The 13,612-nt window shown below is 70.2% G+C and carries 11 protein-coding genes and 1 tRNA gene; 3 read left to right on the forward strand and 9 right to left on the reverse strand.

What is annotated here, in order from left to right; translation table 11 throughout:
• Positions 1–163: 163 nt before the first annotated feature.
• The gene (locus ACTHJJ_RS04645) at positions 164–1,042 is read right to left on the reverse strand and encodes a Bax inhibitor-1/YccA family protein (protein ID WP_440301768.1); all 879 of its coding nucleotides are present in this window, start codon (positions 1,040–1,042) and stop codon (positions 164–166) included.
• A gap of 113 nt (positions 1,043–1,155) precedes the next feature.
• Here ACTHJJ_RS04645 and ACTHJJ_RS04650 point away from each other — a divergent pair.
• Positions 1,156–1,229: transfer RNA gene (locus tag ACTHJJ_RS04650), tRNA-Leu, on the forward strand.
• A gap of 9 nt (positions 1,230–1,238) precedes the next feature.
• On the opposite strand, the gene ACTHJJ_RS04655 is transcribed toward ACTHJJ_RS04650, so the two are convergent.
• Genes ACTHJJ_RS04655 through eno form a run of 5 tightly spaced genes read right to left on the reverse strand, consistent with a single transcriptional unit; the run spans position 1,239 to position 5,700 of the window.
• Positions 1,239–2,249 (reverse strand): endonuclease/exonuclease/phosphatase family protein, encoded by a 1,011-nt coding sequence (locus tag ACTHJJ_RS04655; RefSeq protein WP_440301769.1) that lies wholly within the window; start codon positions 2,247–2,249, stop codon positions 1,239–1,241.
• Between the two features lie 6 nt (positions 2,250–2,255).
• Positions 2,256–3,221 carry a Ppx/GppA phosphatase family protein gene (locus ACTHJJ_RS04660; protein ID WP_440301770.1) on the reverse strand — a complete coding sequence of 322 codons (966 nt, stop codon included), beginning with the start codon at positions 3,219–3,221 and terminating at the stop codon, positions 2,256–2,258.
• On the reverse strand, positions 3,218–3,757 hold the full coding sequence (locus ACTHJJ_RS04665) for a DUF501 domain-containing protein (RefSeq protein WP_440301771.1): 540 nt from the start codon (positions 3,755–3,757) through the stop codon (positions 3,218–3,220). The genes ACTHJJ_RS04660 and ACTHJJ_RS04665 overlap by 4 nt, the downstream gene beginning before the upstream one ends.
• Complete coding sequence (locus ACTHJJ_RS04670; protein WP_440301772.1) at positions 3,754–4,392, reverse strand: FtsB family cell division protein; 639 nt, start codon at positions 4,390–4,392, stop codon at positions 3,754–3,756. The genes ACTHJJ_RS04665 and ACTHJJ_RS04670 overlap by 4 nt, the downstream gene beginning before the upstream one ends.
• Before the next feature lie 6 nt (positions 4,393–4,398).
• Complete coding sequence (gene eno, locus ACTHJJ_RS04675; RefSeq protein ID WP_440301773.1) at positions 4,399–5,700, reverse strand: phosphopyruvate hydratase; 1,302 nt, start codon at positions 5,698–5,700, stop codon at positions 4,399–4,401.
• 318 nt (positions 5,701–6,018) lie between these two features.
• Here eno and ACTHJJ_RS04680 point away from each other — a divergent pair, with 318 nt between their 5' ends.
• Entirely contained in the window at positions 6,019–7,515 is a 1,497-nt protein-coding gene (locus ACTHJJ_RS04680; protein WP_440301774.1) for a sugar transferase, read from the forward strand.
• 58 nt (positions 7,516–7,573) lie between these two features.
• Here the strand turns inward: ACTHJJ_RS04680 and ACTHJJ_RS04685 are convergent, their stop codons facing one another.
• From ACTHJJ_RS04685 to mfd, 3 genes are read right to left on the reverse strand one after another with little or no spacing between them, the layout of a single operon-like run.
• On the reverse strand, positions 7,574–8,521 hold the full coding sequence (locus ACTHJJ_RS04685; RefSeq protein ID WP_440301775.1) for a MazG family protein: 948 nt from the start codon (positions 8,519–8,521) through the stop codon (positions 7,574–7,576).
• A 13-nt stretch (positions 8,522–8,534) separates the two neighbouring features.
• Positions 8,535–9,077 carry a hypothetical protein gene (locus ACTHJJ_RS04690; protein ID WP_440301776.1) on the reverse strand — a complete coding sequence of 181 codons (543 nt, stop codon included), beginning with the start codon at positions 9,075–9,077 and terminating at the stop codon, positions 8,535–8,537.
• 31 nt (positions 9,078–9,108) lie between these two features.
• On the reverse strand, positions 9,109–12,729 hold the full coding sequence (gene mfd / locus ACTHJJ_RS04695) for a transcription-repair coupling factor (protein WP_440301777.1): 3,621 nt from the start codon (positions 12,727–12,729) through the stop codon (positions 9,109–9,111).
• Positions 12,730–12,996: 267 nt separating this feature from the next.
• On the opposite strand from mfd, the gene ACTHJJ_RS04700 reads away from it, so the two are divergent.
• A partial coding sequence (locus tag ACTHJJ_RS04700; RefSeq protein WP_440301778.1) for a phosphatase PAP2 family protein occupies positions 12,997–13,612 on the forward strand: 616 nt, incomplete at its 3' end.

Consider the following 13,612-nt stretch of genomic DNA (forward strand, 5'->3'; position numbering starts at 1 on the left):
CGGGGGGCCCGCGGCGGGGGGGGGGGCGGGGGGGGGGGGGGGGGGGCCCCCCGCCCCCCCCGCGCCCGGGGGGTGGCCCCCCCCCCCCCCCCCCCCCCCCCCCCCCCCCCGCTTCAGCTCGTCCGCGACGTCGCGCGGGACGGGAGTGCGAGGTCGCACGTCCTCAGTCGCGCATGCGGGCGAAGAGCCGGACGAACTCGATGTAGAGCCAGACGACCGAGACGATGAGGCCGTGCGCGAGCAGCCACGAGTACTTCCGCGGCGCGCCGACACGGACGGCGTGGTCGATCGAGTCGAAGTCGATGGCGAGCGAGTAGGCCGCGAGACCGGTGCCGAGCAGGGACAGGATGATGCCGAGGCCTCCGCTGCCGCCGATGCCCCAGCCGCCGACGGCACCGGTGATCTGCAGGACGAACTGCAGCAGCAGGAAGATCATGTAGCCGCCGGCCGCGATGATGAACATGCGCCGGGTCTTGCTCGTGACCTTGATCAGGCCCATGGCGTAGCCGGCGTACATGGCGGCGAAGGTGCAGACCGTCGCGAGGACGGCCATCATCGGGACGCCCTGGTACTTGGGGATCGAGTTGATCGTGTAGCTGAACGCGCCGAGGAAGACACCCTCGACGACGGCGTAGAGCACGATGAGCGGGACGGCGACCTTGCGCATGAAGGCGATGGCGAAGCCCAGCCCGAGGCCGATCAACATGCCACCGAGCCAGAGCGGGCTCGCGAGCGACGGCGTCTTGTCGACCGTGAACCAGGTGACCCCGCCCGCGGCGACGAGCAGGGCGAAGAGGCCGAGACTCTTCATGACGACGTCGTCGAGGGTCACGCGGCCGGTGTCGACCGGGCCGGCGCTCTGGCGGGCGTACATCTCGTTGAGCTGGTCGGCCGACAGCGTCTGCTGGGCGCCGTAGCCCGCGGAGGTGGCCTGCGTGCCCTGGTAGGGCGAGCCCTGGGGCGGCGGGGTGCCGAAGCCGGCGTACCGCTCCTTCTCGATCTGCTTGTTCAGCCGGTCGAAGACCGGGTTTCCGTTGGCCATGTGCTGCGTGCCTCCCCGACACTGAGGGCCACCCATCGTGGCGACTGTCACCACCCTAAACGGTTGGGATCACGCCCGGTGTTCCCGGCACGGCCTGCATACTGTGTCGTCACACCCCCGTAGCCCAATCGGCAGAGGCAGGCGACTTAAAATCGCTCGAGTGAGGGTTCGAGTCCCTCCGGGGGTACCGAGGGGGTCATCCGGCGGCCCCGCTGATCGTCACGACGACGCCCAGATGGTCCGCACCGGGAGTCCGCACCGTGGCTGCCGACGTCACGACGAGCCCACGCCCGACGAGCACGTGGTCGATCTGGAACAGGGGTGGCATGGGGATGCCCAGGCGCCGGTCGCTCCCCGGCGCCGGATACGTCGGCTGGTATCCGCCATTGACCGCATCGACGGCGTCTGTGAGCCCCAGTGACTCCAGTCGGCGCATGGGCAGGTGATCGAGCGTCGCGTTGAGATCACCCGCGACGACCGCCCTCGAGGCTTCCCGGCCGAGGCTCGTTGCGAGGGCATCGGTGATCCTCACCCAGTCCTCCTGCCAGTCAGCAGGACGCCTGGGCTGCACGCCATGCAGGGCGAAGAGGGTCAGTGGGCCGACGGGGCCGGACTCGAGGTGTACCGACCGCCCGTCGCCGTGCAGCTGCAACGAGCGGTCGTCGGTGACTGGATAACGGCTGAAGACGACCACGCCTCCCCCGTTGTCGCTCCGATGCGGCAGGTCGCGTGGAATCGTCGAGCCTGCGACGGAGACCCACTGCTGGTCCGCGAGATCGCACAGAACCAGCACGTCCACGTGGCGGGCCCGGACCTCAGCAGCGAGGGCAGTGGCGTCGCCGTACTCGAAGTTCTGGGTCATGAGCACGAGACTCCCGGCGTTCGCCGCGGGGGCGGGTTGGGTGCCCACGAAGAGAGGAGCGAGCCAGGCCAGGTGGAGCGCTGTGGACACGACCCCGGCCAGGGTGAGGACCGCGACCGTCAGGCGCAGGCCGCCGCGGTGGATGCGGACGAGACCCAAGCCGACGAGAACGAGCACCGCAGCCGGTACGAGACCGAGGGGGGTCAGCGAGACCAGCTCGATCCCCCGCCTGTCAGTCGGCTCGATCAGCCGCGGCGCCGTGAGCAGGCACGTCATCAGGAGCGCGAGCACGGCGACGACCCACAGCAGGGACCGGCCGACGAGCCGAGCACCCCTGCGCGCCATGCCGGCTCACTGGACCAGGGACCGGGCGATACCGTCGAGGATGTCGTGCTCCGACGCGATGACCTCGCGCACGTGGGCGACGGCGGCGACGCGCTCGATGATCCGGCTCCACACGAGGGCGCCGGCGCCGATGACGTCGACACGGCCGGGATGCATGTAGGGCAGTGCGGCACGCTGGTCCCGGCTCAGGTGGAGCAGGTCCGCCGAGGCGGCGAGGATCTCGTCGACCGGTGCCTGCGACAAGTGGATCGCGGTCGGGTCGTACTCCTGGAGGCGCAGCTGGTGCGCGGCGATCGTCGTGACCGTGCCGGCGAGACCGACGAGTGCCCGCACGCCCTCGAACGGGACGACCTCGGCGGCTCGGTCGATGGCCGCATCGATGTCACGCGTCGCCGCCGCGATCTCCGGCTCGGTGGGCGGGTCGCTGACGAGGTGGCGTTCGGTCATCCGGACGCAGCCGATGTCGACGGACCGGGCCGCCTCCACCCTCTCGGTGCCGCGGACGAACTCGGTCGATCCACCGCCGAGGTCGACGACCAGATAGGGCCCCTCGACGGCGCGGGCGACGAGGTCGCCGGTCGCACCGATGAACGAGAGGCTGGCCTCCTCATCACCGGAGACCACCTCGGGATCGACCGGCTCACCCCACTCCTCGGCGAAGGCCGCGCGGACTCCGTGGACGAACTCGCCGGCGTTGCGCGCGTCACGCGAAGCGGATGTGGCCACGAAGCGGACCCGAGCGGCGCCGAGCGAGCGGCACTGCGCGGCATACTCGCTCGCCCTGGCGAGGGTGCGCTCCATCGACTCGGGGGCGATGACCCCCGTCCGGTCGATGCCCTGTCCCAGACGGACGATCTCCATCCGTCGCACGACGTCGTCGAGCGAGCCGGACCTCGGGTCCATGTCGGCGACGAGGAGCCGGATCGAGTTGGTGCCGCAGTCGATGGCACCGACACGGAGGGCATCGCTCATCGCTGCGCCTGCGCGTCCTCGGCGGCGTGCTGCTGGGCGCAGGACGTCGGCGTCCACCACTCGTCGAGCAGCGCGAGCGCCTCGTCCCCGAGGGGGTTGACGCCCGGCCCCTCGGCCAGTGAGTGCGCCACGAGGACGTGGAGACACTTGACCCGAGTCGGCATGCCGCCGGCCGAGATGCCGTCGATCTCCGGGACGTCGCCGAGCTCCGCGCGGCTCGCGAGGTAGCGCTCGTGCGCCCGCTCGTATGCCGCCCGCAGCATCGCGTCGTCCTCGAGCCGCGCGCTCATCTCCCGCATCAGACCACCCGTCTCGAGGGTGCTGATGGCACCGGTGAGGCGCGGGCAGGTGGCATAGAAGGTCGTCGGGAACGGCGTGCCGTCGGGCAGGCGCGGCTCGGTCCGCACCACGTCGGGCTCGCCACAGGGACAGCGGTGGGCGACGCCTGCGACTCCACGCGGTGGTCGGCCCAGCTGACGCTCGACGGCCTCGAGGTCGGCAGCGCTGACGGAGGTGCTGTCGTGTGCTTCGCTCATCCTGCTCCGGACCCACTGTCGGTGACCGCGTCCCCGGCTGTCCTGCCCGTCGCACCGGCGGCGGGACGGTCGGCGATCTGCACCGACTGCCAGAGCTTTCCGTACCAGGGCGCCGAGTCGTTGGCCATGGGCGCTGCCACGATCGGCTGCTGTTGCTTCTGGGCGCCCTCGCCCTTCGGCACACCGATCACGGTGTAGGCCTTCTCCCCCACCTTCACGAACTCGAGCCGTTCACGGGCCTGCTGCTCGATGTAGGCCGGGTTCTTCCACAGCGCGGCCTGCCGCTCGAGGTCGGCCACCTGGGCCTGCTGCTCCGCAACCTGCTGGCGGAGCGCGGCGGCCTGGTCACGCTGCTGCACCAGCGAACGCATCGTCGGCACGAGCGTCACGGCGAGCATGACGACGATGCCGACGAGGATCGCCCCACGGACCCAGGCCGTCGACGGCGCCGGCGGTGTCGGCGGGACCCTGCGGACGCGGGCGGCGCTGCCGGGGCGCTCGGTGCCGCTGCGGGCCCGGCTCTGCCGCGACGTGGGACGTGTCGCGGCTCGGCGGGGTGCCGGACGCGCACCGGTCGCCCTCGAGCGGGCGCCGGTCGGCGTCCGCCCTGGGCGAGCTGGATTGCGGTCGGCCATCTGGGGTCAGCCCTCGTGGGCGTAGCGGCTGCGGTCGAACCGCGGGAAGGCGCCGGCGCCCGCGTAGACCGCGGCCTCGTCCAGCTCCTCCTCGATGCGGAGGAGCTGGTTGTACTTGGCGACCCGCTCGGAGCGGGCCGGCGCTCCGGTCTTGATCTGGCCACAGTTGGTCGCCACGGCGAGGTCGGCGATCGTGGTGTCCTCGGTCTCACCGGACCGGTGGCTCATCATGCAGCGGTAGCCGTTGGTCTGGGCGAGGGTCACGGCGTCAAGGGTCTCGGTGAGCGTGCCGATCTGGTTGACCTTGACGAGCAGTGCGTTGGCCGTCCCGCCCGTGATGCCACGAGCGAGGCGCTCCGGGTTCGTCACGAAGAGGTCGTCGCCGACGAGCTGGACCCGGTCGCCGAGCTTCTCGGTCATGGAGTGCCAGCCGTCCCAGTCCTCCTCGTTGAGGGGGTCCTCGATGGAGACGAGCGGGTAGGCATCGACGAGCTCGGCGTAGTAGTCGACCATCTCCGCGGCCGACTTGGCCGCACCCTCGAACCGGTAGCCGCCGTCCTCGTAGAACTCCGAGGCGGCGACGTCGAGGGCGAGCGCGATGTCCTTGCCCGGGACGTAGCCGGCGGCCTTGACCGCCTCGAGGATGACGTCGAGCGCCTCGCGGTTGGACTCGAGGTTGGGCGCGAAGCCACCCTCGTCACCGAGCCCGGTGGCGAGGCCGCGGTCGTGGAGGACCTTCTTGAGGGCGTGATAGACCTCCGTGCCCCAGCGGAGCGCTTCCTTGAAGCTGGGCGCCCCGATCGGCGCGATCATGAACTCCTGGATGTCGACGTTGGTGTCCGCGTGCGATCCGCCGTTGAGGATGTTCATCATCGGCACGGGCAGGATGTGGGCGTTCGGCCCTCCGACGTAGCGGAAGAGCGGCAGGCCGGCCGACTCCGCGGCCGCGCGAGCCACCGCGAGCGAGACCCCGAGGATGGCGTTGGCCCCGAGCGTCGACTTGTTGGGGGAGCCGTCGAGGGCGAGCATCTCGCCGTCGATGAGGCGCTGCTCGCTCGCGTCGAAGCCGATGAGGGCGGGGTTGATCTCCTCGATGACGGCATCGACGGCCTGCTCGACGCCCTTGCCCTGGTAGCGGGCGGTGTCACCGTCACGTCGCTCGGAGGCCTCGAAGGCACCGGTCGAGGCACCCGACGGCACCGCGGCACGGGCGAAGGTCCCGTCGTCGAGGCGGATCTCGACCTCCACGGTCGGGTTGCCGCGCGAGTCAAGGATCTCGCGGGCGCCAATCTCCTCAATGCTGGCCACAGAGCTCTCCTGGATGCCGACTCCGTCGCGGGAGTCTCGGTGTGCACGTACGGGATCGAGCCTAGCCCGTCGCCCTTCACCTCCCGGGGAGCGACTCGGCGGCCGGCTCACCGGAACCCATTTAGCGCGATATGGGGCCGAACGGACACCCTGGACAAAGACGAATTTGTTGACACTCGGGTCATTCACGCCATTTCTTCAAGCATTCTTTTGCATTTCCGTGAAATGCAGCCACACCCTCGCGACACTGACACTGTCGGCCGGTTCCACTGGGGGGTCCGGTGACGGGGGCCAGCCAATCGGTGGGGTGGATCAGCCATGGTCGAGACGGCGCAACAGCCTGGACTCGTGCTGCGCAACCTGCGTGCACGCCCGCTTCCTCGCCGGGTCACAGAGCGGTCTCGCGGCATCAAGTACTGGCGAATCTCCTTGGCAGTAGGCGACTTTGCCGTCGTCACCGGCGCAATGGTCATCGCCATGGTGACACGGCCACACATCGACCTCTTCCACACCTCGGTCGCCGAGGTGTCCGGCGCGCTGGGTCCGGCCGGGGTCTGGATCGTCGCCGCCTGGATGCTCGCAAACGTCATAACCGGGACATACGGCAAAAGTCGGTTAGGCGTTGGTACGAGCGAATATGCCCGCATTCTCACGGCCGCCGGATTGACCGCGGGAGCGATCGGGATCGGCTGTTATCTGACGAAATTCGAGCTGGCCCGCGGATTCTTCGCCTTCCTGTTCCTCTTCGGCGCCCCGATGCTGCTGCTCTGGCGGAGTGGCGCCCGGCGGGTCGTGCAGCGAGCGCGGAAGCACGGCCGCCTGCTCTCGCGGGTGCTCGTGTCGGGCTCCCCCGCTCACGTCGATGAGGTGTGCGAGGCGCTCAAGCGCGATCGGTGGATGGGCTACCAGATCGTCGGGGCGCTGCTGCCGTCCTCTCAGCCAGTCCTCTCGACGCCGGGCGGCATCCCGGTGTGCGGCGTCACCACCAGCGCGGCCGGTGCGGTGCTCGACGAGGAGGCGGACGTCATCATCTTCACGGAAGGCGCGTTCCCCAGCGCGGCGGAGTTCCGCCGCACCGCCTGGGAGCTCGAGGGCCTGCCGGTCCAGATGGTCGTCGTGCCGAGTCTGAGCGACATCTCCGCGGGCCGGATGGAGATGCGGCCGGTCGGCGGCCTGCCTCTCGTGCACGTCGAACAGCCACAGAGCCTGGCCGCCTCCCACGGGCTCAAACGGGCCTTCGACCTCCTCGGAGCGGGCCTGCTCCTCCTGCTCGCCGCACCGGTGATGGCGTTGGTGGGCCTCGCGATCCGCCTGGAGGACCACGGCCCGGTGCTCTTCCGGCAGACGCGCGTCGGCCGGGATGGCCGGCTCTTCCACTGCCTCAAGTTCCGCAGCATGTGCACCGACGCCGAGGCGCGGCTCGCCACCCTGAGCCACCTCAACGTCAACGCCGACGGCGTCCTCTTCAAGATTCGCAAGGATCCGCGAATCACTCATGTGGGCAGGTTGATTCGTCGCTTCTCCCTCGACGAGCTGCCACAGCTGGTCAACGTCGTCAAGGGCGAGATGAGTCTCGTCGGGCCCCGGCCCGCGCTGCCGGACGAGGTACGCCGCTACCCGGCCGACGCCCAGCGCCGGCTGCATGTCCGCCCGGGCCTCACCGGCCTCTGGCAGGTGTCCGGCCGCTCCGACCTCTCCTGGGAGGATGCCGTCCGGCTCGACCTCTACTACGTGGACAACTGGTCGATCGTCCAGGACCTCTCGATCGTCATGAGGACGATCCACGCGGTCTTCGCCGCTCGGGGCGCCTACTGACCCGGAGCGGGAGGTGACACAGCGGCCGCTAGCGAGCTCAGCGGCATACGCCTTGTGGTCACTCCGCCAGCAGGCGGAGGGTTGAGCGCAACGTCGCCTCGGCGTCGACGCCGGTCGTGCGAGCCTCCCGGACGAGCGCGAGGAGCCGCGCGCCGAGGTCATCGCCCGCCGTGACCGCATCCACCCGTTCGCCGAGTCCGGCGCGCTCGAGCCGCGCGATCACCTTGTCGGCCCGCGCGAGGGCCGGCAGGGACTGCGGGATGCCCTCGAGCGGATGGCTCCGGTCGGGCTTCTCCGACGCCTTGATCGCCGCCCAGTTCGCCTCGACGGCCTCTGGCGTCGTCGCCTCGACGGAGCCGAACACATGCGGGTGGCGCCGGACGAGCTTCTCCACGAGGCCGCCCGCGACGTCGTCGATGTCGAACGGGGTCTCGGGATCCTCCTCGGCCACGCGGGACTGGAAGGCCACCTGCAGGAGGAGGTCGCCGAGCTCCTCGCGAACGTGGGCCGCGTCGCCGGACTCGATGGCCTCGATCGCCTCGTGGGCCTCCTCCAGAAGGTAGGGCACGAGGGTCTGGGGCGTCTGCTTCGCGTCCCACGGACACCCGCCAGGCGACCGGAGCCGGTCCATGACGGCGACGACGTCGAGCAGCCGCGCGCCCTGCACGTCGTGGGAGCCGATGAGCAGCTCCACCTCGGGGGGATCGGGGAGACGTGACACCTCTGCCGCGATCGCATCCGTGAGGCCGGGGTCACCATCGGCCGAGCCGACCCAGAGGACCTCCCCCTCCTCGGCTGCGCTCACGAGGTCACGCGCCAGCGCCGGCGCGGATGCATCGGCCCGCAAGCCGATCTCGACGCCGGCGTCCATGAGTGCCTGCGCCTGGTACTCGCCGTCCCGCGCCCAGACGGCGGCGGCGCCGTCGAGGGCCCGCCAGGCGTCCCGCGTGAGCAGTCCCGGCGCCACGCGTGGCGTCGTGAGGAGCAGCGTCAGCCGGTGCGCCAAGACGCCTGGGCTGCTACTTCGCCTGCTGGGTCGGCTTGATCCAGTTCGGCGTCGCCTGTCCGAGGGTGAAGTAGACGGGCCCCTCGTTGGACGGCAGGAGCGTGCCGAAGCGCGGGTTGACCGAGATGTCGGCCTGCTTGAGGTCCTTGCGGTACTGCGAGACGTCCTGCTCCGTCATCTGGGCCGACTGCAGCAGGGCCACCGTCGACACGAACTCCTTGGTCGTGTCCGTGGCCTCCGGCATGGCGTTGATGACGCTCGCGTAGGTGGCATCGGGCTTCCAGCTGCCGGATGCCTGCACGGTCTGCTGGAGGAGAGGCGCGGCGATGAGGGCGGTCACGACGATCTGCTCGGAGAAGTCGAGGTTGGCCGCCTGCAGCTGCTGGGCCGTCTGCTCCACCTCGGAGAGCGAGATGACATGACCGTTGACGACCGCGGCGGCCTGCTGGTGGGTCGCCATGCTGCAGGCGCCGAGCAGTGACACGGACGCCACACCGGCGACGGCACCGACGGCCAACCGCTTCGCGGTCCGAGCCTCAACTGACCAAGCCTTCACAGATCCTCCTTGGGCGGAATGCGTTGACATCTTACGGTGCGGACGAAGCGCCTGACGCAGCAGTCGCCGCCGCGGCGATGTCGGCGAGGAGCACGGCCTCGATGAGCTGGCGCGCCCAGAGCAGGATCTCGACGTTCCGCAGCGGCTTGCCACCGACTCTGGCCGTCATCGGGGCAGGGACGAGGATGGTGCCGAGCTGGTCCTTGATGATGGTTCCGGGGTAGAGCCGCGACAGGCGCAGCTGCTGGCTCTCGCGCAGGTCCTTGACCGGCCCGAAGCGGACGACCTTGCCCTGCAGGCCGATGTCGGCGATCTTCGCCCGCCGCGCCACCACCCGCAGCCGCGCCACCTCGAGGAGGTTCTGGACCGGCTCGGGAGGGTTGCCGTAGCGGTCGCGCAGCTCTGCCTCGATGTCGTCGACCGCCTCGAAGGTCTCGACGGTCGCCAGCTTCTTGTAGGCCTCGAGCCGGAGCCGCTCACCCGGCACGTAGTCGTGCGGAAGGTGCGCGTCGACGGGCAGCTCGATCTTGATCTCGGTCGGCGCGCTCTCGCCGTCACCACGGAAGTCGGCGACGGCCTCGCCGATGAGCCGGACGTAGAGGTCGAAGCCGACGCCGGCGATGTGGCCGGACTGCTCGCCGCCGAGGAGGTTGCCGGCGCCACGGATCTCGAGGTCCTTCATGGCGACCTGCATGCCGGCGCCGAGGTCCGTGTGGCTCGCGATGGTTCGGAGCCGGTCGTGAGCTGTCTCCGTGAGGGGCTTCTCAGGCGGATAGAGGAAGTAGGCGTAGGCGCGCTCGCGGCCGCGGCCGACCCGTCCACGCAGCTGGTGCAGCTGCGACAGCCCCAGGACGTCGGCCCTCTCGACGATGAGCGTGTTGGCGTTGGAGATGTCGAGCCCCGTCTCGACGATCGTCGTGCAGACGAGGACGTCGAAGCGCTTCTCCCAGAAGTCGAGGACGACTTGTTCGAGCCGCTTCTCGCCCATCTGGCCATGAGCGGTCGCGATCCGGGCCTCAGGGACGAGCTCGCGCAACCTGGCGGCGGCCTTCTCGATGCTGCTGACCTTGTTGTGGACGAAGAAGACCTGGCCCTCGCGGAGCAGCTCGCGGCGGATCGCCGCCGTGATCTGCTTCTCGTCGTAGGCGCCGACGAAGGTGAGCACGGGGTGGCGCTCCTCGGGCGGCGTCGCGAGGGTCGACATCTCGCGGATCCCGGTGACCGCCATCTCGAGCGTGCGCGGAATCGGGGTGGCGGACATCGACAGGACGTCGACGGCGGTCCGCATGGTCTTGAGCAGCTCCTTGTGCTCGACACCGAACCGCTGCTCCTCGTCGATGACGACGAGGCCCAGGTTCTTGAAGCGCACGTCCTTGGCGAGGAGCCGGTGCGTGCCGATGACGAGGTCGACGGTGCCGTCGGCGAGACCCTCGAGCACCTCCTTCGCCTCCGCGTCGGTCTGGAACCGCGACAGCGCCTTCACCACGACTGGGAACTGCGCGTAGCGCTCCGAGAAGGTCTGGTGGTGCTGGGTGACGAGGAGGGTCGTCGGGACGAGAATGGCGACCTGCTTGCCGTCCTGGATGGCCTTGAAGGCCGCTCGGACGGCGATCTCCGTCTTGCCGTAACCGACGTCGCCACAGATGAGGCGGTCCATCGGGATCTCGCGCTCCATGTCCTCCTTGACCTCGTCGATGCTCGAGAGCTGGTCTGTCGTCTCGACGTACGGAAAGGCCTCCTCGAGCTCGCGCTGCCAGGGGGTGTCGGGCCCGAAGGCGTGCCCCTTGGTCGCCATCCGGGCGCTGTAGAGCCGGATCAGGTCGGCCGCGATCTGCTTGACGTAGCGCTTGGCGCGGGACTTCGTCTTGTGCCAGTCGGAACCGCCCATCTTGTTGAGGGTCGGCGCCTCTCCTCCGACGTACTTCGTCACCTGGTCGAGCTGGTCGGTGGGAACGTAGAGCCGGTCGCCGGGCTGGCCGCGCTTGGACGACGCGTACTCGATGACGAGGTACTCCCGGGTCGCCCCACCCACGGTGCGCTGCATCATCTCGACGAACCGCCCGACACCGTGCTGCTCGTGCACGACGTGGTCGCCCGGACGCAGCTGGAGGGGGTCGACCTGGTTGCGCCGGCGTGAGGGCATGCGTCGCATGTCCTTGGTGGACGTGCCGCCGCCCCCGGCCTGCCCGGTGAGGTCGGCCTCCGTGAGGACCTCGAGCCGGCTGCTCTCGTGGACGAAGCCGTGGTCGAGGGCGCCCGTCGTGATGGAGACGACGCCGGGGTCGAGGGAGCCGTTGAGCTCACGCACGGCGATGTCGTGCTCGCGCAGGACATCGGCCACCCGGCGAGCGAGGCCGGGGCCCTCGGTGACGACCGCCAGGCGCCAGCCCTCCTGGGCGCGGGCGCGGAAGTGCTCGACGGCGCGGGGTGTCTCCCCCCGGAAGCTCTCGGAGTCCACGGTCCTGACGGAGAGGCGGACGTCGACGTCGTCATCCTCGATGACGAGCTCCTCGTCCTGCACGAAGGGGGTCAGCGTCCACCAGGGGCGGCCCGCGGCGAGGGCATGGGCCCGGGTCTGGGCGATGGTCCAGAACGAGGCGGTGCCGAGGATCGAGGCGAGGTCGACCGGCACTGCGTTGCCGGCCGCGGCGTTGGCCCAGCTGGCCTCGAGAAACTCCTCGCTCGTCGCGACGAGGTCGTGGGCACGGCGGCGGATCTTCTCGGGGTCGGCCAGCATGACGATGCACTCGCGCGGCAGGACGTCGAGGAGCGACTCCATGCCGTCGACGAGGGCGGGCGCGAGCGACTCCATGCCTTCGACGGCGATACCCTCGGCCACCTTGGCCAGCATCTCGGAGACGCCGGGGAGCTGGTCCTTGAGGGCGGCGGCCCGTTGACGGACGGTCTCGGTCAGGAGGACCTCACGGCAGGGCGGCGCCCAGAGCCCGTGCTCGGCGATCTCGAGGCTGCGCTGGTCTGCGACCTTGAACCACCGGATCTCCTCGACCGTGTCCCCCCAGAACTCGACCCGGATCGGGTGCTCCTCGGTGGGTGGGAAGACGTCGAGGATGCCTCCACGGACGGCGAACTCGCCCCGACGCTCGACAAGGTCCGTGCGCGTGTAGGCGGCACCGGCAAGGGCCTCGACAACGTCCTCGAGGGGGTAGTCGTCGCCCTGCTTGAGGGAGACCGGCACGAGCTCGCCGAGGCCCTTGGTGAGCGGCTGGAGCGCAGCCCGCACGGGGGCGATGACAACCGCGAGCGGGCCGTAGGAGGGGTCCGTGTGGTCCGGGTGAGCGATCCGACGGAGCACGGCGAGACGGCGACCGACGGTGTCACTGCGGGGTGAGAGCCGCTCGTGCGGGAGGGTCTCCCAGCTCGGGAAGACGGCGATGCGCTCGTGTGCCAGGAAGCAGCCCAGTGCCTCGGCCAGGTCCTCGGCTTCCCGGGTCGTCGCAGTCACGACAAGGAGCGGCTCCGCCTGAGTGCTCGCCTGGGCGAGGGCGGCGAGGAGGAATGGGCGGGAGCCGTCACTGGCCGACACGTCGACGAGCCGAGTCCGCTTCTCGGCCTCCTGCAGAACCGCCTGCACATCGCCTGCCACTCGCCAGGCGTCGAGCACAGGGGTGAGGCGCAGTGTCGATGAGGTCATGAGGGTGGATTCCCAACTGGTCGAGCGCATCCGGACAGCACAATGAGCCCGCGTCGGTCCGGCAACGGGTGTGCCCGTCAAGGGTAGTACCGCTGCCACGCGCCCTCGCCGGCGAGGAGCGGGCGACGAACTGGGGCTTTCGGGAGGCCCTGGACCAATCACCCCGCCGCCGGCCCGAACGGGCGGGGACTGGTTGGCGGAACGGCGACGCGTGGTCGCGGGCGGGTGCAGCATGGGTCGATGGGGGACATGGTTGGCCGAGGATCGATGACGTCCGCCGACGGGACCAGCAGGGCCCGCAGCCGTGCCGGCCCTGCCGGGCGGCGCTGCCCGGCCTGGGTTCCCATCTGTTTTGCCGTGCTCTTCCTCGCCCTCACACTGCTCGTCGTCGTGCGGGCCACCCAACCGCTCGACACCGCTGCGGTCCACCTGCTGAGGCCCGGCGACGCCTGGGGACCGAACCAGGTTCGTTACAGCCCCTGGATGGGGCGGCTGGCACCGAACCGGATGTACCTGCTCTTCGTCCTGACGTCGACCATCACGATGCTGTGGCGCCGCTCCTTCGCGCCGGTCATCTTCTGCGCGGTCCTCACCGTGGCCTCGATGGTCCTCACCGTCGCGGTCAAGCTCGCCATCCACCGCCCGGACCCCCACGGCGATCTGGCGAACAGCGGGGGCAGCTATCCGTCGGGGCACACCATCGCCCTCGTCGTCTGTCTGGCCGGCTGCCTGCTGGTGCTGTGGCCGGTGGCGTGGTGGTGGCTGTGGCCGCCGGTGGTGCTTGCGGCGTCGCTCCTGGCGACCAGCCTGCTCGTCTCCGGCGCGCACTGGCCGAGTGACGTGCTGGGAGGGATCCTCCTCGCGGCCGCGATTGCGACGAGCG

The organism is Intrasporangium sp., assembly GCF_051961875.1.
Classification (GTDB): Bacteria; Actinomycetota; Actinomycetes; order Actinomycetales; family Dermatophilaceae; genus Intrasporangium_A.